We start from the raw sequence: 24,644 nt of genomic DNA on the forward strand, positions 1-24,644 counted from the left end.
GTGTCGACGGCGGTGACCTCGCAGCCGGTGCGCACCCGCGCGCCCGGGCCGCAGGTCAGGGCGACGGCGTCCGGGGCGTAGCGGCCGGTCAGGACGTCGGCGAGGAGGGTGCGGTTGTACGGGCCGCGCGGCTCGGCCCCGTACAGGGCGACGTCGGCGCCCGGGGCGTGCGCGAGGAACTGCTGGGCGAACCGCGCGCCCGCCATCCCGGCGCCGACGACGGCGACCCGCGACCCGCTCACCGCGCCGCCTTTTCGACTTCGCCGCGTACGGCTTCGGCACGTAGGGCTTCGGCACGTACGGCTTCGACGCGTACGGCGCACACCTTGAACTCCGGCATCCCGGAGGTGGGGTCGAGGGCGGGGTTGGTGAGCGAGTTGGCCCGGCCGGCCCCGCCCCAGTGGAAGGGCATGAAGACGGTGTCCGGCCGGATCGTGTCGGTCACCCGTGCCGGGGCCACCGCCCGGCCGCGCCTGCTCGTCACGGCGAGCAGCTCGCCCTCGGCGACGCCGAGCCGCCCGGCGAGATGGGGGTGCAGCTCGACGAAGGGGCCCGGTGCCGCCGCGGCCAGCTCCGGGACGCGCCGGGTCTGGGCGCCGCTCTGGTAGTGGCCGACCACCCGTCCTGTCGTCAGGTACAGCGGGAAGTCCGCGTCGGGTTCCTCGGCCGCCGGGCGGTGCGGGACGGCCGCGAAGCGGGCCCGCCCGTCCGGTGTGGCGAAGCGGTCGAGGAACAGCCGTGGCGTGCCGGGGTGGTCGTCGTCGGGGCAGGGCCAGAAGACGCCGTCCTCGGCGCGTATCCGCCGGTAGCTGATGCCCGCGTAGTCGGCCTGGCCCCCGGCGGACGCGCGCCTCAGCTCGCCGAAGACCTCCTCCGGGTCCGCGGGGAACCCCTTGTCCCTGCCGAGACGGGCGGCGAGCTCCCGCAGCACCTGCAGGTCGGTGCGGACGCCCTCGGGCGGGGCCAGCGCGGCCTGGCGCAGGATCACCCGGCCCTCCAGGTTGGTCATGGTGCCCGTCTCCTCCGCCCACTGCGCCGACGGCAGGACGACGTCGGCCAGGGCCGCCGTCTCCGAGAGCACCAAGTCGCTCACCACGAGGAGGTCGAGGGAGCGCAGGCGCCGGGCGATGTGGGCGGCGCGCGGCGCGGAGACCACCGGGTTGGAGCCCATGAGCAGCAGCGCGCGCACTCCGCCGTCCTGGCCGAGGGTGTCGAGCAGCTCGTACGCCGAGCGGCCGGGGCCCGGCAGCGTCGCGGGGTCCACGCCCCACACGCGCGCGACGTGGGCACGGGCGGCCGGGTCGGCGATGGAGCGGTAGCCGGGCAACTGGTCGGCCTTCTGGCCGTGTTCGCGGCCGCCCTGCCCGTTGCCCTGGCCGGTCAGGCAGCCGTAGCCGGAGCCGGGGCGGCCCGCCTTGCCGGTGGCGAGGCACAGGTTGATCCACGCGCCGACGGTGTCGGTGCCCTTGCTGTGCTGCTCGGAGCCGCGCGCGGTGAGCACCATGCCGGTCGGGGCCCCGGCGAACATCTCCACCGCCTGCCGCATGAGCGGCACCGGCACCCCGGTCAGCCGCTCGGCACGCTCCGGCCAGTGCGCCATCGCCACCGCGCGGGCCTCCTCGAAGCCACTGGTGCGGGCCGTGACGAACGCCTCGTCCACGTGCTTCTCGGCGATCACCAGGTGCAACAGGCCGAGCGCGAGGGCCAGATCGGTTCCCGGCACGGGCCGCAGGTGCAGGTCCGCCTGTTCGGCGGTGCGGGTGCGGCGCGGGTCGACGACGATCAAGCGGCCGCCGTTCTCCCGCAGTTCACGGAAGTAGCGCAGCGCGGGCGGCATGGTCTCGGCCGGGTTGGCGCCGGCCAGGATCACGCACCCCGCGCGGGCGACGTCGGCGAGCGGGAACGGCAGGCCGCGGTCGATGCCGAAGGCGGCCCGGTTCGCGGACGCCGCCGAGGACATGCAGAACCGGCCGTTGTAGTCGATGTTCGCGGTGCCCAGCACGACGCGGGCGAACTTGCCCAGCAGATAGGCCTTCTCGTTGGTCAGGCCACCACCGCCGAAGACGCCCACCGCGTCCCGGCCGAACCGTTCCGCCACGTCCGCGAGACCTCCGGCGACCCGGTCGAGCGCCTCGTCCCACGTGGCCTCGCGCAGCGGCCCGCCGCGCCGGTCGCGCACCAGCGGGGCGGTGAGCCGTGACGCCGACGTGAGCAGCGACGCGGCGGTGCGGCCCTTGCCGCACAGCGCGCCCCGGTTGACGGGGAACTCCGGCCGCTCCAGCACCACCGGTATGTCCGCAGTGCCGGCCGTGTGCGCGCCCAGCCTCATGCCGCACTGCAGGGAGCAGTACGGGCAGTGGGTGTCGGTGCCGCCGCTGGTCGTCGTCATGGCAGTGAGCGTCACCCCCGGTCATTACACCGCCGGGTCACACGTGTTGCGGCCCTGGTACGGCTGTCTCACGCGCCCGCCGGTAGGACGTGAGCGGCATGGCGTTTTCATCAATCATCCTTGACGCGGCCGCCTGCCGCACTTACCTCCGCGTGACAGCGAAATCACTTGTGCGTAACACGGCAGGTCGATCCTCCGCCGCATGGGCACTACAGCAACGACCGGGCCGACGCTGGTCGCGGTCGGGCACGGGACACGCGACCCGGAGGGGGCGGCCGCGATCGGGCGACTGCTGGACCGGGTACGGGTGCTGCGGCCCGGTCTGCGGGTGGAGATCGGCTGCCTGGACCTGCTGCGGCCCACGCTGACCGAGGTGCTCGCCGGGCTGCGCGGCACCGCCGTCCTGGTGCCACTGCTGCTCGGCGCCGGGTACCACGTCCACACCGACATCCCGGACCGCCTCGCCCACGCGCCGCACCTGCGCGCCCGCGTGGCGGGCGCGCTCGGCCCGGACCCGCTGCTGGCCGCCGCGCTGGCCGACCGGCTCACGGAATCGGGCTGGCCGACGGCCGGTCCGTCGGCCGGTTCGCCGCCCGTTTCCCTCCCGCGCGGCCGCGACGCGGTGGTGCTGGCCGCCGCCGGATCGTCGGACCCGCGGGCGAACGCGGGCACCGAACGGATGGCGTCCCTGCTGGCGTCGCGCCTGGGCCGGCCGGTGGTGCCGTCGTATCTGTCCGCCGCCTCGCCCTCCCCCGCGCAGGCCGTCGCCGACCTGCGGGAGCGGGGGTTCCGGCGCGTCGCGGTGGCCCGCTACCTGATCGCGCCCGGCCACTTCGCCCGCAGCGCGGGCCGGTCCGGTGGCTGCGTCACCTCGCCACCGCTCGGCGCCCACGACGACGTCGCCCGTCTCGTCCTGCGCCGCTACGACGACGCCGGTGGCACCCCTCGCTGAGGGCGTCCGCTCAGGCCGGGGAAGCGCCGAGGAACCGCAGCACGGCGAGGACGCGGCGGTGGTCGCCGTCGGCCGCGGGCAGGTCGAGCTTGGCGAAGATGCTGTTGATGTGCTTGGCGACCGCGCTGTCGCTGACCACCAGCGTCTCGGCGATGCCGGTGTTGGAGCGTCCCTCGGCCATCAGGCCGAGCACCTCCCGTTCGCGCGGGGTCAGCCGTTCCAGCGGGTCGCTGTGGCGCCGCACCAGCAATTGGGCGACGACTTCCGGATCCAGCGCCGTGCCCCCGTCCGTCACCCGCCGTACCGCGGCCACGAACTCCCCGACATCGGCGACGCGTTCCTTGAGCAGATAACCTACGCCACTGGTATTGGCCGCCAGCAGGTCGGCCGCGTACCGCTCCTCCACGTACTGCGAGAGCAGGACCACCGCCGTCCGCGGCCATGACCGGCGGATCACCAGTGCGGCGCGCACCCCTTCGTCAGTGAAGCCCGGCGGCATACGGACGTCGACCAGGGCGAGGTCGGGACGGTGCTCCTCGACCGCCGTCAAGAGCGCTTCCGCGTCGCCGACCGCGGCCACGACCTGGAAACCGCCCATCTCCAGGACCTTGACCAGACCAACCCGCAGCAGCACCGAATCCTCGGCGATCACTGCCCGCACGGCAGCTCCGCGGCGACGGTGGTCGGTCCGCCGACGGGGCTGCTGACGCGGAAGGTGCCGTCGACGGAGCCGACGCGCTTGGCCAGCCCGCTCAGTCCCGTACCGGCGGTGGCGTCGGCGCCGCCCAGCCCGTCGTCGGTGACATTCACCCGCAGCACCTTCCCGATCTGTCCGACAGTCACCTCCGCACGCGTCGCGCGGGCGTGCTTGGTCACGTTGGTCAGCGCCTCGGAGACCACGAAGTACGCGACCGACTCCACGGTGGGTGCCACCCGCCCCTCGATATCGACCCGCAGGCGCACCGGCAATGGTACCCGGGCGGCCAGCCCGGACAGCGCCGCGTCCAGGCCACGGTCCTCCAGGACGGCCGGGTGCAACCCGCGTACCAGGTCGTTGAGTTCGGCGATGGTCTCCTTCGCCTCGCGGTGTGCTTCCTCGATCACCTGGCGGGCCTCGTCCGGCAGATCCTCGAGCGTGGCCACGGCCAGGCCCAGATTGACCGCGAGGGAGACGAGCCGCTGCTGGGTGCCGTCGTGCAGGTCGCGTTCGATGCGGCGGCGCTCGGCGTCGACGGCTTCGATCAGGTCGGTGCGGCTCTCGGCCAGGCGCTCGACACGCTGCTGAAGCCGCTGGGCCCGGCCGGGGCCGAGCAGCGCGGGCGCGAGCCGTCTCTCGGCCCGGGCCGCCGCCCCCGCCGCCCAGGGCGCGGCGCACAGCAGGGCGACGCCGCCCACGGTGCAGTACACCTGCGTCGCGTGGCCGAAGAAGTCCAGGCGCGTCCACACCGGCAGCGCCCAGACCCACCCGTATACGGTGGCGCCCGCCAGGCCCGCGGCCCCCGCCGCGAGCACCAGCAGTTCCAGGGCGGCCAGGAGCGGGCCGAGCAGAAGGTGGTATCCGACCTGGCACCAGGTCCGGGCCGAGGACAGCCATCGGACGGCGGACACCGGCGACCGCCGTTCCGGTACGGGCCGCGGCCGGGGGATGTCCGTTCCGAGGAGCGCTCGGTACCGGCCTCGTTGAACGGCCGTCAGCAGCGGGACCGCGAGGAGGATCAGAACGAACGGCGCGGGCAGCAGAAGCCAGTTCCGCGTCGTCGCGACGACGGCCGCTCCCCAGATCCACAACGGCGCCAGGGCGAGGTGCGGCGGAACACCGGCCGCCAGGAAGCCGATGTCCCGTCGCGCCCGACGGGACACACGCCGCAGCTCCGGGGGAATCTCCATGGCCCGACGGTAGAACCGCGGACGAGGGCGTGCCATGCACCGTGCATCCGGATCGGGGGTGAAGCAGGCACCACCACCGAGTCGGGCCCCTGCGCTACCGACCCGGGCACGCGGCGCGGGAAGACTTGTCCACGTCACTCACTCCAGGCATGTCTTCAGGAGACACATCCCATGACCGAGCGTCCCCGCACACCAGCCGACCACCCGGTGTTCCCCGGCACGGGCTCGCCGCGCCCCGGGCCTGCCGAGACCCCGCAGGACGACGGCGACGGGGCCGCCGTGGACCGGTTCGTCGAACGTTTCGGGGACCGGATCGACGACCGCGTCGCAGAATCGTTCGACGAGCTGTACGCCGAGCGGCTGGCCGAGTCCGGCCCTTTCCAGCGGGCCATGACCCGCGAACGCGGGATCGCGCTCACGGTCGTGGTCGTCTCGCTGGCCCTCGGCACCCTCGCGACGGTCCTCACCCCCGGCGAGGTCACCACCCCCCTGATCCTCTGGGCAGGGCTGGTGGTCGTCGACCTCGCCTACTTCTTCCGCCCGCGACGGCCCTCCTGCTGACGCTCATTTCCGCCGTACCGTCGCGATGCCCGCGGCACCGGCCACGCAGGCGGCGGCCGCCGCGAGATAGGCCAGGTGATAGCCCGTCAGCCGGTTGTCGCCGGTCGCCGCGATCAGGACCAGGACCGCGACTCCGGCGCTGGAACCGATCTGCTGCGCGACGACGTTCGCCGCCCCGGCGACCGCGTGCTGGTGCGGCGGGACGCCGGTGAGCCCCGCCGTCGTCATCGCGGGGAAGTTCAGTCCCTGGCCGAGGCCGCTGATCACCAGTCCGGGCATCACGTGCAGCACGTAGCTGCCGTGCTGCGGAGTGGTCGTCCACAGCGCCGTCCCCGCGCCGATCAGCACGAGCCCGACGGCCATCAGTGTCCGCGGGGTGTACCTGGCCAGCAGCCGTCCGGTGGCGAAGGTGGCCGTGAGGAACACCGTCAGCGACATCGGCACCAGGGAGAGTCCGGATTCGACCGGGGAGTATCCCAGCATCCCCTGCAGATACAGCGGCGCGAAGAACACGATCCCCACCGACGCCGTGTACTGGAGGAACGCCGCCGCGGTCGCGAGCCGCACCGCCGGAATCCGGAAGAGGCCGAGCGGCAACAGCGGGTCGGCCGTGCGCTGTTCGCGCACGACGAAGAGCACCAGGAAGACCACCGCGGCACCGATGACTCCCCATGCCCACATCCTGCCCAGGCTCACGCCGACGACGAGCAGCGCGAGGCCGAGGGTGCCGGATATCGCACCGGCCAGGTCCAACGGGCCCCTGCGCCCCGCCCCGTCGGGCAATCCGGCCCGCGTGACCGCGAGCACGAGCACTCCGAGCGCCACCGAGAACCACAGGACCGACCGCCAGCCGAGGAACTCGGTCAGCACACCCCCCAGCAGCATCCCGCCGCTGAAGCTGGCCGCGCCGACCGCGGCGTACACGCCCAGCGCACGGCCGCGCTCCGCTCCCGACGGGAACACCTCGGTCAGCAGGGCCAGCGCGGCCGGGCCCGACAGGGCCGCGCCGATTCCCTGGACCGCCCGCGCGCCGAGCAGCACCGCACCGTCCGGCGCCAGGGCCCCGGCCAGCGCGGCCACGGTGAACAGGGCGACCCCGGCCTCGAAGACCCGCCGTCGGCCCAGCATGTCGGCCAGTCGGCCACCCACCAGCAGGAAACCGGCGAACGTGACGGAGTAGGCCGTCATGACCCACTGGAGAGTGGTATCGCCCAGGCCGAACCGTGCCCCGACAGCCGGCAGGGCCGCGTTCAGGACGGCCATTCCGCTCAGGTCCAGGGCGAGCGCCCCGGCCAGCACCCCGAGCGCCAGGCCCGATCTGTGCCGCGGCATCGTCGCGACGCCGGTCATGCGGGCCTGCCGGGGAACTCTTCGCCGTCGGCATCGACCACGGTGGCGGTGGCCGAGCCGCCGTCACGGCGGCGGCCGATGACTGATCTGTCGCGCATAGCGGTGCTGATTCCTCTCCCAGGCGGGCCGTATACGAATTCCGTAAGCCGATCACCGCGCCGCACAGCAGGTCAACCATCTGCTTTTCGACTGGCTGGAAACAGCGCCCAGTTCACACGTCCCTGACCTCGCCAGCATCGCTGGCATCGCCGACCTCACCAACCTCGCCGGGCGCCGAGCGAACCGGCCAACCGGGAGTCAGATCTCGCCAGTTCACCTTTCGCCCATCAAGTCACTCTTGTCTCATCAGTCACAGAGTGGCAATCTGACGTCCGCCGATCAAGCAAGCACCTCGTCATGCGATCCACCTGGGTAAAGCGAACCCTGAGCTCGCCCGGCAGCGCCGGGCAGCGATTCCGAATCGGGTCGTGATCCGATTCGGTCAGGACGACTCAACGGGGGCAGTCACAGTGCAATCATTGGCTTCACTTTTCTCGATCCCGCCGTGTTCCAGCTCGGCCGACGAGATCGTCGCGGCACCGGGCGCGGCCGGAGACAGCCCGGCGAGCGCGTCCGGGCTGAAGCGACGGGGCGGACTCACCAACAGCGAAAGCGGTTGAGGAATCGCCCCGTTGGGCCGTGACGGCGCGAGCCGGCCGGTGACCGGCCACGCGCCGCGCATACGCGACCGCTCGGCCCGGCTTTCCGGCCGCTGACCGCCTCTTTCGAGCACCGCCGTCCCCGGCCGCGCGGCCCGGATGGCCATATGTGTGCCGAGCTGCCTCCATCCCGCCGCCATGACGCGGTTGAACGGCGCTTCCGAGCCTCCGATCCGCCGACGGCAACCCCTTCCAGCCCCTTCCGTCCGCCCTGCCGAGGAGCGAAATGCCCCAAGAGCGCGGAGCGCGCACTGTGCGCGCCGTAACAGACTTTCTGCTTTCTCGCTTCGCCGAGCTGCTGGACGTGTCCGAGGACGCGGTGGACCGCTGGGCACCGATGCACCAGTACGGTCTGGAATCGGTGAAGGCGACGGCCCTTGCCGCCTCGCTGTCCGAATTCCTCGGCTGGAAAGTCCCGGTCACCTGGTTGTGGCAGTACCCGACCGTCGACGAACTGAGCCGCGCGCTCGTCGACGGTCCCCGCGCCGCGGAAACCGCCGCACCGGGCAACGATCGCCGGGTGGCGAGCCACGAGCCCATCGCGATCGTGGGCATCGGCTGCCGCTTCCCGGGCGGACCGGACCCGGCCTCGTTCTGGAAGCTGCTGGCCGAGGGCCGCGACGCCGTCGGCCCGGTACCGGCGGCGCGGCGCGAGCTGCTGGGCGACAGCGTGCGCTGGGGCGGGTTCATCGACGGCATCGACCGGTTCGACCCGCTGTTCTTCGGCATCTCGCCCCGGGAAGCGGTCCAGATGGACCCGCAGCAGCGCCTGACGCTGGAGCTGGCCTGGGAGGCACTCGAGGACGCGGGTATCGCGCCCATGAGCCTCGTCGGCAGTGACACCGGCGTGTTCATGGCCTCCTGCTGGAGCGACTACGCCGCGCTGGCGCACTATCGCGGTCCCGGCAGCCAGATCACTCCGCACACCGCGACCGGCATGCACGACGGCATCATCGCCAACCGCGTCTCCTATGTCCTCGGCCTGCAGGGCCCGAGCATGGCCATCGACGCCGCCTGCGCCGGATCGCTGGTCTCGGTGCACGTGGGATGCCAGTCGATCTGGCTGGGCGAGAGCGAGCTGGTGCTGGCCGGCGGCGTGAACCTGAGCTTCGCCCCCGACTACTACACCGCCATGGACCGGATGGGAGCGCTCGCCCCGGACGGCCGCTGCAAGTCGTTCGACGCCCGCGCCGACGGCTACGTCCGCGGCGAGGGGGCCGGGGTCGTCGTGCTCGCCCCGCTGAGCGTGGCGCTCGAACGCGAACTGCCGGTGTACTGCCTGATCAAGGGCAGCTCGTCCAACAACGACGGCCTGAGCAACGGCATGACCGCGCCGAACCCCCAGGCGCAGGAGCTGATGCTGCGCACCGCGTACCGCCGAGCCGGGATCGCGCCGTCCCTCGTGGACTACATCGAATGCCACGGCTCCGCGACGCCCCTCGGCGACCCGATCGAGGCCAATGCCATCGGCGCGGTCCTGGGCGGTGACCGCCGGGAGGCGCTGCGGCTCGGTTCCGTCAAGTCCAACGTCGGGCACCTGGAGGCGGCCGCAGGCATCGTCGGCCTGGTCAAACTCGCGCTGTCGATCCGCAACGGCGTGCTGCCCGCGAGCCTGCACTACGCCTCCCCGAACCCGCAGATCCTGTTCGACGAGTACAACCTCACGGTCCAGGACCGGCTGACCGCGTGGCCGCGGCGGTCCGACGCGCGGCGCGGGGGCGTCAGCTCGTTCGGCTTCGGCGGCGCGATCTGCCACGTCGTCGTCGAGGAACTGCCGCGCCCCGAGGGCTCGCTCCTCCTGCTGGCCGAGGACTCCCCGGAGGCACTGGCCAAGGCGGCCACGGCACTGCGCGACGAGAACGACCTGCGGGCGGTCTGCCGACGGCAGCCCGGCGACGGACGCTTCCGGCTCGCGGCCGCCGCCCGCGACATGACCGAGCTGCGGGGGCAGCTGGACGCCTTCACCGCCGGCACGGCGGCTGCCGGGCTGAGCGCCGGGGAGAAGACCGGGCGCAGGCCCCGGGTGGCGTTCCTGTTCTCGGGCAACGGTTCGCAGTGGGTGGGCATGGGCAGGCAGCTGCTCGCCGGGATGCCCGTGTTCCGGCGGTCCATGATGCGCTCCGACAAGCGGATGCGGGAGCTGCTGGGCTTCTCGCTCATCGACCAGCTGCTGGCGCCCGACGGCCGCATCGACGACATGGACGTCTTCCAGCCGCTGCTGTTCTCCCTGCAGGTCGCGCTGGCCGACGCCTGGCGCTCGCTGGGGGTGGAGCCGGACGTCGTGCTGGGACAGAGCGTCGGTGAGTTCGCCGCCTCCCACATCGCCGGCGCACTCGGCTTCGAGGACGCCTCCCTCCTGGCCGCCCGTCACGGCCGGCTCCTCCAGCAGCTGGCCGTCGGACGCGGCGAGGGCATCGTCGTCACGGCCGGCGCGGACGTCGTCGAGCAGCACCTGACCGGCCAGCTCACGGTGTCCGGCCACAACGGCCCGAACTCCACGCTGGTCACCGGCACACCGCAGGAGATCGACGGACTGATCGAGCGGCTGACCGAGGAGGGCATCACGACCCACCGGGTGCGGATGGGCCACGCGCCGCACTCGCCGCTGGTCGACCACGTCCTCGCCCCGCTGAAGGCCGAACTCGCCGGCATCGCGCCCCGGTCCACGCGTATCCCGATGATCTCGACGGTCACCGGCGGGCTCGTCGACGGCGCGGAACTCGGGCCGGACTACTGGGCGGACAACCTGCGCCGGGAGATCCGGGTGGTCGACGCGCTGACGACCCTGCGCGACCACGACATCGACGCGGTGGTCGAACTCAGTCCGCATCCCGTCCTGCTCAAGTCCGTGGCGGAGGTCCTGACGGCGACCACCCTGCCCTCGCTCCGGCGCGGCTCCGACGAGGCCCTCACCCTGCTGGGCTCGCTCGGCGCGCTGTACGCCGCCGGGCACCCGGTCACGGCGGGCCCGTTCCTCGCGGGTGACCGGGGACGGCACGTCACGCCGGGCCAGGGCGGCCTCGCGGCCGACGAACGGCCGCACGACGAACGGCCGTACCTCGTCCCCGTCACGGCGCACTCGGCGGCGGCGCTGGCCGACACCTGCCGCGAGCTGTCCAACCACGTCGAGCGTGACGCGGGCCTGCGGGTCTCCGACCTCGCCTACACGCTCGCGACCAGGCGCACCCACCAGAACCACCGGACAGTACTGTTCGCCCGCAACCGTCAGGACGTCCTGGACGGACTCGCCCGGGTCGCCGCAGGCCGGCCGCACCCCGACGTCGTCACGGGCACGGTCGTCGGCAACAGCGACCGGCGGGTGGCGCTGGTGTTCTCCGGCGGCGGAACGCACTGGGTCGGCATGGGCCGGGAGCTGATGCGCTCGCACGCCGGCTTCCGCACATGGATGCACGCCTGCGACGCCGCCGTGCGCGCGGCGGGCGGCTGCTCGGTGCTCGACCAGCTCGATGCCCCGGCCGACCGGGCCCGCTTCGAGGAGATGGACTTCCAGCAGCCTGTCCTGTTCGCCCTGCAGGTCTCGCTGGCGAAGGTCTGGCTCGGACTCGGCGTCCGGCCGGCCGCCGTCATCGGGCACAGCCTGGGCGAGGTCGCGGCCGCGTGTGTCGCCGGTGTGCTGTCGCTGGACGACGCCGCCCGCGTCGTGGTCGCCCGGTCGCACCTGCTCGAACGGAAGGCGGCCCCGGGCGCCATGATCTCGGTCGACCTGCCGGAGCGGGATCTGCTGCCATGGCTCGCCCCGTACGCCGGGCACGCGGCCGTCGCCGTGGTCAACAGCCCCACCAGCGCGGCGGTCTCCGGTTCGCCCGAAGCCGTCCGCGCCCTGGAGGCCGACCTCCGGCAGGCCGGGATCCCGACCCGGAACATCCGGGTCGAACGGCCGGTGCACAGCCCCGGCATGGATCCGCTGATCACGCCGCTGCGCGAGCTCATCGACGGCATCACCCCGCTGACCGGCGGCATCGACTTCCACTCCACGGCACTGGCCGACACGGTGAACCCGGTCGCCGATGTCGAGTACTGGGTGCACAACCTGCGCAACCAGGTCCGGTTCGCGGAGACGATCGGCGCGCTGGTCGAGGACGGTGTCGGCACCTTCGTCGAGATCGGCCCGCACGAGACGTTGCGCGGCGCGGTCGAGGAGATCGCGCTGACCCGTGGTGCCCGGGTGCACGCGGTCAACTCCCTGCGGCGCGACGAGAGCGATCTCCGCTGCCTGTTGGATGCCGCCGCGTCGTTGTACGTCAGGGGCATCCCGCTGACCTTCGACACGTTGTTCGCCGACGACGTCGAGGTCGTGGAGACCCCGCTCGTGCAGTGGCAGAAGGACCGCTACTGGCTGGACGCCGAACCGCGCGCCCAAGCCGCGCCGACGCCGGTCGTCGAGACCGTTGCCGAGGCAGTGGCCGAGACGGTGAACGTGGCCGCGCCCGCGGCGGACAGGCCGGTGGCGGAGGTCGTTCTCGGCGAGATCGCCGACGTGCTGGGCGTCCCGGAGGACAGGTTCGAGGAGGGTACGAGCCTGCGCGACTTCGGCCTCGACTCGATGCTGGCGATCCGCCTGGTCAACCGGGTGCAGTCGCTGTTCGGGCAGCGGGTGTCGCCGGTGGTGTTCCTCGACGGCCGGACCGTCTCCGAACTCCTCGGCCACCTCACCGAGGTCATCGGCCGGCCGACCGCGGACACGGCGGTCGGGACGGCGCGGACGCCGGGTCCGCAGCCGCAGACGGTGGCCGACCCGGCACCGGCACCGACGCCCGAGATCGCGCCTCGGCGGACATTCCTCGACGAGCTGTCCGACGTGGACGCGGAGGAACTGGTGGAGGAACTGGCCGCGCGCGGGCTGCTGGACCCCACCGACGCACCGGCCCTCGACCAGCTGCGCGCCGACGGCCTCGGCTTCGCACTGGCACCGGCATCGCACGGCCAGGCCTCGCTGTGGTTCATGCAGCAGGTCGACCCGGACGCCGTGCCCTACAACTTCATGGTGGCCGCCCGGATCCGGGCGGCGGTCGACGAACAGGCGCTGGACCGCGCCGTGCGGGCCGTGATGGCACGGCATCCCGCGCTGCGCACGGTCTTCGCCGAGGCGGGCGGCAGCCCGTACCAGGTCGTCCTGGACGAGCCGGTGTACGAGTTCCTCGTCGTGGACAGCACGGACCTGGACGACGAACAGGCCCGCGAGGAACTCGCCACGTGCGGGCACCTGCCGCTGGACCTGGACAACGGGCCTCTGGTGCGCGTGGTGCTGATGACGCGCGGGCCCGCGGACCACTACCTGCTGGTGCTCGTGCACCACATCGCGTCGGACGCGGCGTCGGCCGACGTGATGATCCGCGAACTGCAGGAGTTCTACGAGGGCGCCGACCCCGAAGGCGTCAAGCCGGTCGCGCCCTACACGGAGTTCGTGGAGTGGGAGCGGCAGTGGCTGGCGGGCCCGGCGGCCGACGCGGCACTGGACTGGTGGGCGCGGCGACTGGCCGACCCGCCCGCCCACCTCGACCTGTCCACCAGGGAACGGCCGCCCGGCGTCACCTACGAGGGCCGCGACCTCACGTTCCGCTGGAGCGCCGAGGAGAGCCGCGGGCTCAGGGAGTTCGCGGTACGCGAAGGCGTCTCGCTCAGCACCGTCGTCCTGGCGGGCTTCTTCGCCACGCTCAACCGCGCGGCCGGCGTCGAGGACTCCGTCCTGGCCACCGCCATCGCCCAGCGCGGCGAGCCCGGCTGGGAGTCCGCCATCGGCTACTACCTCAACACGGTGCTGGTACGCGCGAAGCCCGCGGGCGACCGCAGTTTCCGGGAGCTGCTGCGCGAGGTCCACACGTTCTCGCTCGGCCTGCTGGAGCACATGAACTACCCGCTCGACCTGCTGGCTTCCGCCTTGAAGCCGCCGAGGGCCGAGGGCCGCTCCCCCTGGTTCGACACCGTCGTGAACTGGCTGTCCGCGGACGCCTTCCCGCGCTCCGTCAAGCTCTTCCACGGCATCGGCGACACCATCGCGCCCGACGGCGCCCTGCCCCTCGAACCGCTGCCGGTGCGCAGGCACATCGCCAAGTTCGACCTGGAGATCTCGATGGCCGAGATCTCCGGCGAGGTGGTCGGCCACGTCCAGTACAAACCGAGCTACCTGGAGGAGGAGACGGTGACGGCGCTGCTCGCGCTCTACCGCACCGTGCTCCTCGACTCGATCGCCCACCCCGACCTGGCGCTCGAGGACATCGCGCCGGGCCCCCGTCCCGAGGAGACGGACCAGTGACCCAGACCCAGACCCTGACCCTGTACACCGAGTTCGCCGGACAAGCCGGCAAGACCCCGGATGCCACCGCCGTCTACTCCGACGCCGGCGTCCTGACCTACCGAGAACTGCACGAGCGGTCCCGCGCGCTGGCCGGACGGCTCGCCGCCGAGGGCGCCGGTCCCGGTGTCCCGGTCGGCATCTGCGTCGAGCGCACGCCCGACCTGCTTGTCGGCATCCTGGCCATCCTGCGCACCGGCTCCTGCTATGTGCCGCTGGATCCGAAGTATCCGGCCGAGCGGCTGGACTTCATGGTCCGGGACAGCGGGACCCGCCTGCTGCTGACGACGCCCGCGTCCCGGACCAACTGCCCGGCAGGCCCGACCGTGGTCGTGCTGGACGGGACCGTGACGGCCGAGCCCGGCGAACGGCCCGTGCCGGTCGTGCCCGCCGACACCGCGTACGTGATCTACACCTCGGGCTCCACCGGCGTGCCCAAGGGCGTGGCCATCCGGCACCGCGGCTGCGTCGCCATGCTGGCCGAGATGGACCGGACGCTCGCCGGCCGCGACCTGAGCGGCGTCTCCGCGGCCAGCTCGATCTGCTTCGACATGTCCGTGATGGAGATCTTCCCCGCGCTGTGCCGGGGCGGCGCCGTCGTGCTCGTGGAGAGCGCCGTCCACCTGCCCGAGAGCCCGTACGTCGACAGGATCACCCATCTCCACGCCATCCCGTCGGTGATGAACACCCTGCTCGACGCCGGCAGCCTGCCCCCGAACCTGCGCACGGTCGTGTTCGGCGGCGAGCCCCTGCGGCGCAAGCTGGTGGACCGGGTGTACGAGGAGACCGGCGCCGACCGGGTCTTCAACGCCTACGGCCCCACCGAGGGGACCGTCTTCTGCACGTTCGGGCCGGTGCCGAAGGACGGGACCGGTGAGCCCACGATCGGCTCGCCGTCGGCCGGCGCCCGGGTGTACGTGCTCGACGAGAACCTGAAGCCGCTGCCGGCCGGTGTGCCCGGCGAGCTGTACCTCGGCGGCGCGGGCCTCGCCCACGGTTACCTCGGCCGGCCGCGCACCAGCGCCGAACGGTTCCTGCCGGACCCGTTCCTCGACGGCGAACTCATGTACCGCACCGGCGACGTCGTGAAGTCGGCCGACAGCGGTGAGTTTGAGTTCGTCGGCCGCACCGACAACCAGGTCAAGGTGCGCGGCCACCGCATCGAGCTGGAAGAGGTCGAGACCCGGCTGACCGGCTGCCCCGGGGTCCGGGAGGCCGCCGCCGACGTACGGGGCCGCAGACTCGTCGGCTACGTCGTACCCGAGGGCGACGCCCGGGACGGTGTCCGGCCGGACGCCGGGTTGCGGGCCGCCATCACCGGCAAGCTCGCCGCCGAGCTGCCCGACCACATGGTGCCCGGGGCGATCGTGTTCCTGAGCGCGCTTCCGCTGGCGCCGGGCGGAAAGCTCGACCGCGCCGCGCTCCCCGAGCCGCCGACTGCAGGAACCGGGGGTCCCGCGACCGCCGCCGGCACACCGACGGAGGTGGCGCTGGCGGAGATCTGGGGCCAGTTGCTCGACCTCGAACCGGCGAGTATCGACGTCCGGGCCGCCTTCTACGACCTCGGCGGCGACTCGCTGCTGCTCGTCCGGCTGGCCAGGATGATGACCCGGCGGTTCGGCCGCCGCGTCCGCGTGCCCGACCTGTTCAGCTTCCGTGACATCGCCTCCCTCGGCCGCTGGCTCGACGACGAGAGCGGCGCCACGCCCGAGGTGGTCCGGTCGGCTCGCCTCCGTGCCGGCACCCGCCGCGCCGCGCTGCGCGGCCGGGCCGCCTCCACCGGCAGCTGAGCCACTCCCCCACCCGACTCGAAGCAGGAGCCTTCCCGTGACCGACAGCCCCGAGCAGGACTACGACCCGGGCGATGTGGCCGTCATCGGCATGTCGTGCCGGGCGCCCGGCGCCCGCACCAAGGAACAGTTCTGGGACAACCTCATACACGGCAGGGAGAGCGTGTCGTTCCTGGCCAAGGACGACATCCACGTCGACGAAACCCTGATCCACAGCCCCTTCTACGTACGGGCCTGCGGCGTACTCGACGGGTACGACCGGTTCGACCCGTCGGTGTTCGGCATCAGCGACCGCATGGCGGCCGCGATGACCCCGGAGAACCGGCTGTTCCTGGAGAGCGCGTGGGAGACGCTGGAGGACGGTGGCTACGACCCCGACCGGGTCGACGCCGAGATAGGCATGTACGGCGCCAACAACCCGCAGACCGCCGCGCTCTACAGCTCCCCTCCGGACCGGGTGTCGGTCGGCCCCGAGGCGATCGAGGCGAGCCTGGCGTGGTCACCGGACACCATGACGTCCAACGCGCTGTACTACATGGGGATGACCGGCGAGGCCGTCACCGTCGCCGCCGTCTGCGCCGGTTTCCACTACGCGGTGCACCTGGCCTGCCAGTCGCTGCTGCTCGGCCAGACCGACATGGCGATCGCCGGTGGCGCCATGGTCCGCCTGCCGCACCCCCGTGGTCACCTGTGGGAGGAGAACCGCATCCTGTCCAAGGACGGCCACTGCCGCCCGTTCGACGCCAACGGCACCGGTACCGCGCTGTCCAGCGGTGTCGTCACGGTGCTGCTCAAGCCGCTGGCACAGGCCGTCGCCGACCGCGACCACATCTACGCCGTGGTCAAGGGCTCGGCCATCAACAACAACGGTGTCAGCGCGATGGCCTACGGCCTGGCACAGCCCGAGCGGCTGAGCGCGTGCATCGCCAGCGCCATGGAGGTCGGCGGCGTCACCCCGGACACCGTGTCCCTGTACGAGGCCAACGGTCTCGGTATGCCGATGACCGACGAGCTCGAGGTGCACGCGGCGAGCATGGCGTTCGGCAAGCAGACCGGCACCACCTCGATCGGCGGGGTCAAGGGCAACGTGGGCCACGGCGGTGTGGTGTCGGGCGGCTTCGGCGCGATGAAGGCCGTGCTGGCCCTGTACCACAGGAAGCTGGCGGCGACGATCAACCTGACGGAGGTCAACCAGGACCTCGACCTCCCCAGCACCCCGTTCGTGCCACAGCTGGAGCCGGCGGACTGGGAGCCGGAGTCCGGTATCCGCCGTGCGGGCGTCACCTCGATCGGTGGCGGCGGCTACAACGCGCACCTGGTGCTGGAGGAGCCGCCGGCCCCCGCCGAGCGCGCCCCCGAGGCCGACGGCAGGCCGCGACTGGCGACCCTGTCCGCTCTGGACGACGAGGCGCTGGCCCGTCAGCGCGCGAAGCTGAGGGACCGGCTGGTGGCCGACCCCGGCCTGCGTCTTGACGACGTCTGCTTCAGCCTCAACCTGGGCCGCAAGGTGATGGGCCGCCGCTGGGCGGCCGTGGTCCGCAGTCGTGCGGAGCTGATCGAGGCACTGTCCGCCGACACCCCCCGCGGCCTGGCCGCCACGACCGGTGCCGCGCCGCGGGTGGACGTGGACTCCCTGCGGCACAACGACAACGGGATCGTGCCGTCCGGGAAGGACACCCAGGCGTTGTTCGACCTCGCCGCCGCCTGGGTGAACGGCCGGCAGGTGGACTTCGGCTCCCTGCACCAGGGGGAGGCCAGCCACCGCGTGCCCCTGCCCACCTACCCGTTCCGGCCGCGCCGGTTCTGGCGTACGGACTGGTGACCGTGAGCACGCCGACACTGGACACCGTGGACCTGGGCGACCCGGACACGTTCGCGGACCACGCCCTCGGCCTCGACGCGTTCTGGCGCACCCTGCGGGACACCGCCCCGGTGCACTGGAACCCTCCGGCCGACGGCCGCCGCGGGTTCTGGGTGCTCTCCCGCCACGACGACATCATGGCCACCTACCGGGACGACGTGAACTTCACGTCCGAGCGCGGCAATGTGCTCGTCACGCTGCTGGGCGGCGGTGACGCCGGTGCCGGCCGGATGCTGGCCGTCACCGACGGGCACCGGCACCACGAGTTGCGCAAGATTCTTCAGCGGGTGCTCTCGCCGAGAGTCCTCAGCGAGGTCGCGGCGGCGGTGCGGGTCAACACCCGGCAGCTGATCCGCGAGGCGGTCGGGGCCGGTGACTGCGACTTCGCCGAGCGGATCGCGAGCCGGATCCCGATGACCACGATCTCGAACCTGCTCGGTGTGCCCGAGCAGGACCGGGACCACCTGCTCACCCAGACCAGGACCGCGCTGTCGACCGATGCCGAGGACGTCGACGAGCTCGACTCCGAGATGGCCCGCAACGAGATCCTGCTGTATTTCATGGACATGGTCGAGGAACGGCGCGAGTCGCCGGGCGACGACGTGATCAGCATGCTGATCGGCAGCTCCATCGACGGTGTGCCGCTGTCCGACGAGGACGTCGTGCTCAACTGCTACAGCCTGATCATCGGCGGCGACGAGACCAGCCGGCTGACGATGATCGACGGCGTCCGCACACTCGCGGCCCGGCCCGGGCAGTGGCGGCGGCTCAAGGGCGGTGAGGTCGCGATCGACACCGCCGTGGACGAGGTGCTGCGCTGGGCGTCGCCCACCATGCACTTCGGGCGCAGCGTCGTCCGCGAGACCGAACTGCACGGCGTACGGCTGCGGCCGGGCGAGATCGTCACGCTCTGGCACGCCTCCGGCAACCGGGACGAGCGGATCTTCGACAGGCCCGGGACGTTCGACCTCGGCCGCACCCCCAACAAACACCTGGCCTTCGGCTACGGCCCGCACTTCTGTCTGGGCTCGTACCTGGCCAAGGTGGAGATCTCCGAACTGCTCATGGCGCTGCGGGACTTCACGACCGGGTTCGAGCAGACCGGTGAGGCGCTGCGCATCCGGTCCAACTTCCTGACCGGGTTCTCCACCCTGCCGGTGCGGTTCCGGCCCGACCACTCCGGAATGAAAGAGGTCGACCGATGAGCGGCAATCCCTTCGACGGCGGCGAGGGCGACTGGCTGGTCGTGGCGAACGCCGCCGGACAGCACGCGCTGTGGCGGCCGCATCTGGAGCTGCCGAAGGGCTGGCGGATCGTCCACTCCGGCCCCGGCCGCGACGGTGCCCTCGACTACGTCGAGCAGAACTCCACGGCGCCGGTGGGAACGCCGACGGCCTGGGACAGACACCCGACCAGCGACCGCCGGGAGCGCGAGTGAACATCTATATTTCAGGACAAGGGGAATTCGCGGTGCAGGTCGCGGATGCCCTGTGGGACGAAGGACACCGGATCGCGGGCGTGGCCGCCCCCCGGCTGCGCAAGGGGCATTCCGACGAGGGCAACGCGTTGTCCTGGGACCGCCTGCGCTCCTGGGCGTACCCCAGGAGCGTCCCGTGGACGGATTCGGCCGAGCTGCGCGCGATGCATGTCCCGGACGGGGTGGACATCATCGTCGCCGCGCATTCGCACGCCTTCATCGGCCGCCGGACGCGTGCCAGGGCCGCCGTCGCGGCCATCGGCTATCACCCCAGCCTGCTGCCGTTGCACCGCGGCCGGGACGCGATCCGGTGGACGGTCCGCGACGGTGACAAGGTGACGGGCGGGAGCGTCTACCACCTCACCGAGCGAACCGACGGCGGCCCGATCGCCGCACAGGAGCACCTGCTCGTGCCTCCGGGCTCGACCGCGCAGAGCCTGTGGCGCGAGCACCTGGCCCCGCTCGGTGTGCGGTTGCTGGTGCGGGTGGTCGCCGACCTCGCCGAGGGCAGGCGGATCGAGGTCCCGCAGGACGAGAGGATGGCGACCTGGGAACCCGCGATGGACGCGCCGCCGCTGTTCAAACCCGAACTCATCGCGCTGCCCGGAACGGCGTCGGTCGATGGCAGCAGGTGGGCACTCCACGCGCGGTGAAGGCATGACCGGAAGACCATGGCCGAAGGCCTCACTCGGCGGGTAGCGCACCACCGTCCCGGGTGCACGTCCGCTGGAGGTACGCGCGTTCCAGCGCCGACCACGTGGTGCTGGTCACCACGTACAGCGCCGCGGCGAGCGGCACCACGGCGACCGTGACGAGTGTGCCGAAGGAGAGCAGCGGGGCGACCTTGGCCGCCTTGGCCGCCATGGCCGCGGCCGGGTCCGCCGCGTCGTCCCGTGCGTCGCCCCGTGCGTCGCCCCGTGCGTCGCCCCGCGTGGAGAGCGACGCCGCGGCCGTGGTCTTGCGGGCGTGAACACACGTCCAGGTGGCGACGGCGGCGACGAGGGCGAACAGGCCGATGTAGACCAGGCCGTGGGGCCCGAGGAGCCCGCCGTGGTGCAGGGCGTCCGCCCACCGGCCGCCGAGCGGCGCGCCGAGCAGGGCGTGGCCCTCGCCGCCGGGCTCCCTGGAGAAGAGGCGGTACATCAGGAAGAAGACCGGCAGCTGGACGAGGAGGGGCAGTATGCCGCTCAGCGGGGAGACGCCCGCCTCGGCGTAGAGCTCGCCCGTCGCGCGCATCAGCCGCTCGGGGTCGTTCTTGTGCCGCTGCCGCAGTTTCTGCGCCTGCGGCGCGAGCGCGGCCCTGGCCTGCCCGCCGCGCATCGCGGAGCGGGACAGCGGGTGCAGGGCGAGCCGCACCCCGAGGGTCAGCAGAACGATGGCGGCGGCCGTCGCGGAGGCGCCGAAGAGCGGGGCGAGCGCGTCGGCGAAGTGGGCGAGGAGCGCGCCGAGGCGTGCGAAGACGTGCATGGGAGAGCCCTCCAACGGGTCTCGTCGTGCCGGGATTTCGGTGTCGGAAATCGGCGTGACGAGCCGCGGAGGCCCCCGGGCTGCGGGTGCCTACGCGGCCGTCGGGAGGGGACGGCCGGGGGCTCGGGGCCGACGACGGCCCCGGGCGTCGGGATCGCGCTGCGCCAGGAACGCGGTGCGGAATTCGCGGTCGCGGATGGCGGTGCGGATGCGTGTCGGGGTGAGCGGACCGGTGCCGCTCGCGACGGCGGCGGTGATCAGGCTCAGCGCGAGGCCGGCCGCGACAGTGGCCGTCGCGGCGACGGCGACGGCACCCATGAGGCCGCCGCCGTGGGCGAGCAGAAGCTCACCGAACAGGAGGAGGAGCAGGCTCACGTGCATGCGCAGGGTGTGATTCACCATGCGGGCCTCCCCTCCTGTGCTCAGGCGTTCAGATGCTGACGCTACCTCAGATGGTAACCGGCCCTGGCCGGTACCTGGCCGTCAGGACCGCCGCGCAGGGCGGCAACCGGACGCCTACCGCCCCCCTTTGGTTGAGTCACACGACCTTGTCGGTCAACACATTCACTGGACATTGTCGACTGACAATGTCGTCTGTATGTTGACCCTCAAGCGACTGCTGGAGCGAAACGAAAGGCACGCTCATGACTCACGCGTCCGCCGTCCCCGCCCAGGCGATTCCCGAGCGTCCGGCGCTGCCCCTGATCGGCCACGCCCTCGGCCTGCCCAGGGGCGCCGACGGCCACGGCCACCTGATGAAGGAGTTCAAGGAGCTGGGGCCGGTGTTCCGGATCCGCGCCTTCGGGACCGGGACCGTCCTCGTCGGCGGCCTGGAGCTGATGACCGAGCTGTCGGACGAGTCCCGGTTCCGCAAGAACGTGTCCCAGGACCTCGTCGAGATCCGCCGGTTCGCCGGGGACGGCCTGTTCACCGCCTTCCACCACGAGCCGAACTGGCGCAAGGCCCACGACATCCTGATGCCGGCGTTCTCGCTCGGCTCGATGCGCGACTACCACGGCACCATGCTCCAGGTCGCCCGGTCCCTGATCGCCAAGTGGGACCGGGCGGCCGCCGGGGCTCAGGCGGTGGACGTTCCCGAGGACATGACGCGGCTGACCTTCGACACCATCGGACTGTGCGGCTTCGGCTACGACTTCCGGTCCTTCCGCCGCGACCAGCCGCACCCCTTCGTCGGCGCGATGTCACGGGCGCTGGCCTTCGTCCAGGACAAGACCGAATCCCTCCCGGGCGCGGAGCTGTTCAAGCGGAAGCAGGCCGATCAGTTCCGCCGGGACGCCGAGCTGATGACGGACCTGGTCGACGAGGTCGTCCGGCGGCGCAGGGCATCCGGTGACACGGGCACGGACGATCTGCTCGGCCGGATGCTGCACACCCGGGACACGGTGACCGGCGAGCTCCTGGACGACGTGAACATCCGCAACCAGGTGATCACCTTCCTCATCGCCGGGCACGAGACCACCAGCGGCGCCCTGTCCTTCGCCCTGTACTACCTCACCAAGCACCCCGAGGTGCTCGCACGGGCCCAGGCCGAGGTGGACGCCCTGTGGGGGGACACGGACGCCCCGGAACCCGGCTACGGCGACGTGGGCAGGCTCACCTACATCCGCCAGGTGCTCAACGAGAGCCTGCGGCTGTGGCCGACCGCTCCCGGCTTCGCCGTGGAGCCCCTCGCGGACACCGTCATCGGCGGCAAGTACGCGGTGCGCGAGGGCGAGACGCTGATGGTCTACACCCCGGCCCTGCACCGCGACCCCGCCTGGGGCGAGAACGTCGAGCTGTTCGACCCCGAGCGCTTCGCACCCGAGCGGGAGGAGAAGCGCCCGGTCCATCTGTTCAAACCGTTCGGCAACGGTGAACGCGCCTGCATAGGCCGCCAGTTCGCCCTGCACGAGGCCACCCTGCTGCTCGGCCTGCTGGTGCACCGCTACCGGCTCGTCGACCACACCGACTACCGGCTGAGGATCAAGCAGACCCTCACCATCAAGCCCGAGGGGTTCGCCCTCACCTTGGCCCGGCGCACCGGTGGCGAGCGCCGGCGGCCCGCCACCGCCGCGAGCGGCGCCCCCGCCGTCCAGGACAGCCCTGCGGCCCGACGGGCCACGGGCACCGCGCTCACCCTTCTGCACGGCTCCAACCTGGGCACCTGCGCGGGCATCGCCCGCGATCTGGCCGTGGACGGCGACAAGCACGGGTTCGTCCCGTCCGTGGCACCCCTCGACGACCACGTCGGCAAACTGGGTGCCGCCGAGGGCCCGGTGGTCATCGTGGCCGCCTCCTACAACGGCAGGCCCACCGACGACGCCGCCGAGTTCGTCGCGTCGCTGGAGAGACTCGCACCGGGCTCGCTCGCCGGTGTCCGGTACGCCGTGCTCGGTGTCGGCGACCGCAACTGGGCGGCCACCTACCAGCGCGTCCCCTCCCTCATCGACGAGCGCCTGGCGGCGGCCGGTGCCACGGCACTGCTGGAGCGCGGCTCCGCCGATGCCTCCGGTGACTTCGCGGGCGCGGTGGACCGGTGGACGGGCGACCTGTGGACCGCCTTGCTGGAGCGGTACGGCACCCCGGTGGCCGGGACGGCGGCGAGCGCGGAGCCGGAGGAGGGCCAGGGTCTCTACGAGCTCCAGGACACCCCCGAGTCGGTCACCGGCGGCCTCGCGGCACGGCACGGCGTACAGCCCATGGAGGTGCTCGACACGTACGAGCTCGTCGACATGGACCACGAACTCGGCCGCTCCAAGCGCTTCCTGAGGCTGCGGCTGCCCGAGGGCGTCACCTACCGCACCGGCGACCACCTGGCCGTACTCCCGCGCAACCCGGATGCCCTGGTGCGGCGGGTCGCCGACCGGTTCGGCCTCGGCCTGGACCGCACCGTCCGGCTGCGCGCACGCCGCCGCAGCCGCAACGCCCTGCCCGTCGACCGGCCGCTGACCCTGCGCCGGCTGCTGACCGACTTCGTGGAGCTGCAGGACCCCGCCACCCGGGAGCAGGTCACCACGCTCGCCGAACACACCGACTGCCCGCCCGAGAAGCGCCCCCTGGCCGAACTCGCCGCAGCGGACCCCGAAACCTTCCACGAGCGGGTGACGGCAGCCGGACGCAGCGTCCTGGACCTGCTGGAGCGCCACCGGGCCTGCGCACTGCCCTTCGAACGCTTCCTGGAACTGCTGCCGGTCCTGCGCCCGCGCCACTACTCGATCTCCTCGTCCGCCGAGGCCTCTCCCGGCGCGGTGGACCTGATGGTGTCGCTGGTCTCCGCACCGCACCGGAGCGGCGAGGGCGACTTCCACGGCATCGCCTCGCACTACGTCCGGACCGTGACGGCCGGTGACACCCTCCAGGCCCGGGTGCTGCCGTGCAGCGAGGCCTTCCGGCTTCCCGAGGACCCGTCAGTGCCGGTCGTCCTGGTCAGCGCGGGCACCGGGCTGGCGCCCTTCCGCGGCGCGGTCCTCGACCGGCTGCACACCGGGGCGACCGGAACGCTGCTGTGCTACTTCGGCTGCGACCACCCCGACGTCGACTACCTCCACCGGGAGGAGTTCGAAGCCGCCGAGGCGGCCGGAGCCGTCAGCATGCGCCCCGCCTTCATGCACGCGCCCGAGGACGGTGTCCGCTTCGTCCAGGACCGCATCGCGCGCGAGAGCCAGGAGGTCCGGGCCGCCCTGGAAACCGGTGGCCGGGTCCACGTCTGCGGCGACGGCCGCCGTATGGCCCCCGCGGTGCGGGAGGCGTTCCTGGCGATCCACCGCGAGCACACCGGCGCGTCCGCCGAGGAGGCCGCCGCGTGGCTGGCCTCCCTCATCGGGTCCGGTCACTACGTCGAGGACGTCTGGGCGGGCTGACCACGGCCGCCCGACTCCGTTGCGGGGGCGGCAGGGAGG

The 24,644-nt window shown here is 72.4% G+C and carries 16 protein-coding genes; 9 read left to right on the forward strand and 7 right to left on the reverse strand.

The window, feature by feature from the left end; genetic code table 11:
- Both K6I34_RS07270 and K6I34_RS07275 read right to left on the reverse strand, forming a co-directional pair.
- Nucleotides 1-242, reverse strand: a 242-nt coding sequence (locus K6I34_RS07270) for an FAD-dependent oxidoreductase (protein ID WP_229323366.1), incomplete at its 3' end; no start/stop codon positions are given.
- Entirely contained in the window at nt 239-2,389 is a 2,151-nt protein-coding gene (locus tag K6I34_RS07275; RefSeq protein ID WP_229323368.1) for a molybdopterin oxidoreductase family protein, read from the reverse strand. The genes K6I34_RS07270 and K6I34_RS07275, both read right to left, overlap by 4 nt.
- Before the next feature lie 202 nt (nt 2,390-2,591).
- Between K6I34_RS07275 and K6I34_RS07280 the strand changes: the two genes are divergently transcribed.
- The gene (locus tag K6I34_RS07280; RefSeq protein ID WP_229323370.1) at nt 2,592-3,341 is read left to right on the forward strand and encodes a sirohydrochlorin chelatase; all 750 of its coding nucleotides are present in this window, start codon (nt 2,592-2,594) and stop codon (nt 3,339-3,341) included.
- Between the two features lie 10 nt (nt 3,342-3,351).
- Here K6I34_RS07280 and K6I34_RS07285 read toward each other — a convergent pair whose 3' ends face one another.
- Nucleotides 3,352-4,002, reverse strand: a complete 651-nt coding sequence (locus K6I34_RS07285) for a response regulator transcription factor (protein ID WP_229323372.1) — start codon at nt 4,000-4,002, stop codon at nt 3,352-3,354.
- Entirely contained in the window at nt 3,990-5,228 is a 1,239-nt protein-coding gene (locus tag K6I34_RS07290; RefSeq protein WP_229323374.1) for a sensor histidine kinase, read from the reverse strand. Before K6I34_RS07290 ends, K6I34_RS07285 begins: the two co-directional genes overlap by 13 nt.
- A gap of 171 nt (nt 5,229-5,399) precedes the next feature.
- Between K6I34_RS07290 and K6I34_RS07295 the strand changes: the two genes are divergently transcribed.
- Nucleotides 5,400-5,789, forward strand: coding sequence for a hypothetical protein (locus K6I34_RS07295; protein WP_229323376.1), 390 nt, complete (start codon nt 5,400-5,402; stop codon nt 5,787-5,789).
- A gap of 3 nt (nt 5,790-5,792) precedes the next feature.
- On the opposite strand, the gene K6I34_RS07300 is transcribed toward K6I34_RS07295, so the two are convergent.
- On the reverse strand, nt 5,793-7,139 hold the full coding sequence (locus tag K6I34_RS07300; protein WP_229323378.1) for an MFS transporter: 1,347 nt from the start codon (nt 7,137-7,139) through the stop codon (nt 5,793-5,795).
- Between the two features lie 951 nt (nt 7,140-8,090).
- On the opposite strand from K6I34_RS07300, the gene K6I34_RS07305 reads away from it, so the two are divergent.
- The 6 genes from K6I34_RS07305 to K6I34_RS07330 are packed head-to-tail and all read left to right on the forward strand — an operon-like array spanning nt 8,091 to nt 19,931.
- Nucleotides 8,091-14,111 (forward strand): type I polyketide synthase, encoded by a 6,021-nt coding sequence (locus K6I34_RS07305; RefSeq protein WP_229323380.1) that lies wholly within the window; start codon nt 8,091-8,093, stop codon nt 14,109-14,111.
- Nucleotides 14,108-15,940 (forward strand): amino acid adenylation domain-containing protein, encoded by a 1,833-nt coding sequence (locus K6I34_RS07310; protein WP_229323382.1) that lies wholly within the window; start codon nt 14,108-14,110, stop codon nt 15,938-15,940. The genes K6I34_RS07305 and K6I34_RS07310 overlap by 4 nt, the downstream gene beginning before the upstream one ends.
- A 37-nt stretch (nt 15,941-15,977) precedes the next feature.
- Nucleotides 15,978-17,762 (forward strand): type I polyketide synthase, encoded by a 1,785-nt coding sequence (locus tag K6I34_RS38585; RefSeq protein WP_229323384.1) that lies wholly within the window; start codon nt 15,978-15,980, stop codon nt 17,760-17,762.
- Nucleotides 17,759-19,006 (forward strand): cytochrome P450, encoded by a 1,248-nt coding sequence (locus tag K6I34_RS07320; RefSeq protein WP_229323386.1) that lies wholly within the window; start codon nt 17,759-17,761, stop codon nt 19,004-19,006. Before K6I34_RS38585 ends, K6I34_RS07320 begins: the two co-directional genes overlap by 4 nt.
- Nucleotides 19,003-19,239 carry an MbtH family NRPS accessory protein gene (locus tag K6I34_RS07325; protein WP_229323388.1) on the forward strand — a complete coding sequence of 79 codons (237 nt, stop codon included), beginning with the start codon at nt 19,003-19,005 and terminating at the stop codon, nt 19,237-19,239. The genes K6I34_RS07320 and K6I34_RS07325 overlap by 4 nt, the downstream gene beginning before the upstream one ends.
- 32 nt (nt 19,240-19,271) lie before the next feature.
- Nucleotides 19,272-19,931, forward strand: a complete 660-nt coding sequence (locus K6I34_RS07330; RefSeq protein ID WP_229323390.1) for a formyltransferase family protein — start codon at nt 19,272-19,274, stop codon at nt 19,929-19,931.
- A gap of 31 nt (nt 19,932-19,962) precedes the next feature.
- Here the strand turns inward: K6I34_RS07330 and K6I34_RS07335 are convergent, their stop codons facing one another.
- Together K6I34_RS07335 and K6I34_RS07340 are read right to left on the reverse strand one after the other, a co-directional pair.
- Entirely contained in the window at nt 19,963-20,745 is a 783-nt protein-coding gene (locus K6I34_RS07335; RefSeq protein ID WP_229323391.1) for a YidC/Oxa1 family membrane protein insertase, read from the reverse strand.
- 90 nt (nt 20,746-20,835) lie between these two features.
- Nucleotides 20,836-21,147, reverse strand: a complete 312-nt coding sequence (locus K6I34_RS07340) for a DUF6412 domain-containing protein (RefSeq protein WP_229323393.1) — start codon at nt 21,145-21,147, stop codon at nt 20,836-20,838.
- Between the two features lie 242 nt (nt 21,148-21,389).
- Here K6I34_RS07340 and K6I34_RS07345 point away from each other — a divergent pair, with 242 nt between their 5' ends.
- A complete protein-coding gene (locus K6I34_RS07345) occupies nt 21,390-24,605 on the forward strand; it encodes a bifunctional cytochrome P450/NADPH--P450 reductase (RefSeq protein WP_229323395.1) in 3,216 nt (1,071 codons plus the stop codon).
- Nucleotides 24,606-24,644: the final 39 nt, after the last annotated feature.

The sequence above is a fragment of the Streptomyces sp. UNOC14_S4 genome, assembly GCF_020740835.1.
Classification (GTDB): domain Bacteria; phylum Actinomycetota; class Actinomycetes; order Streptomycetales; family Streptomycetaceae; genus Streptomyces.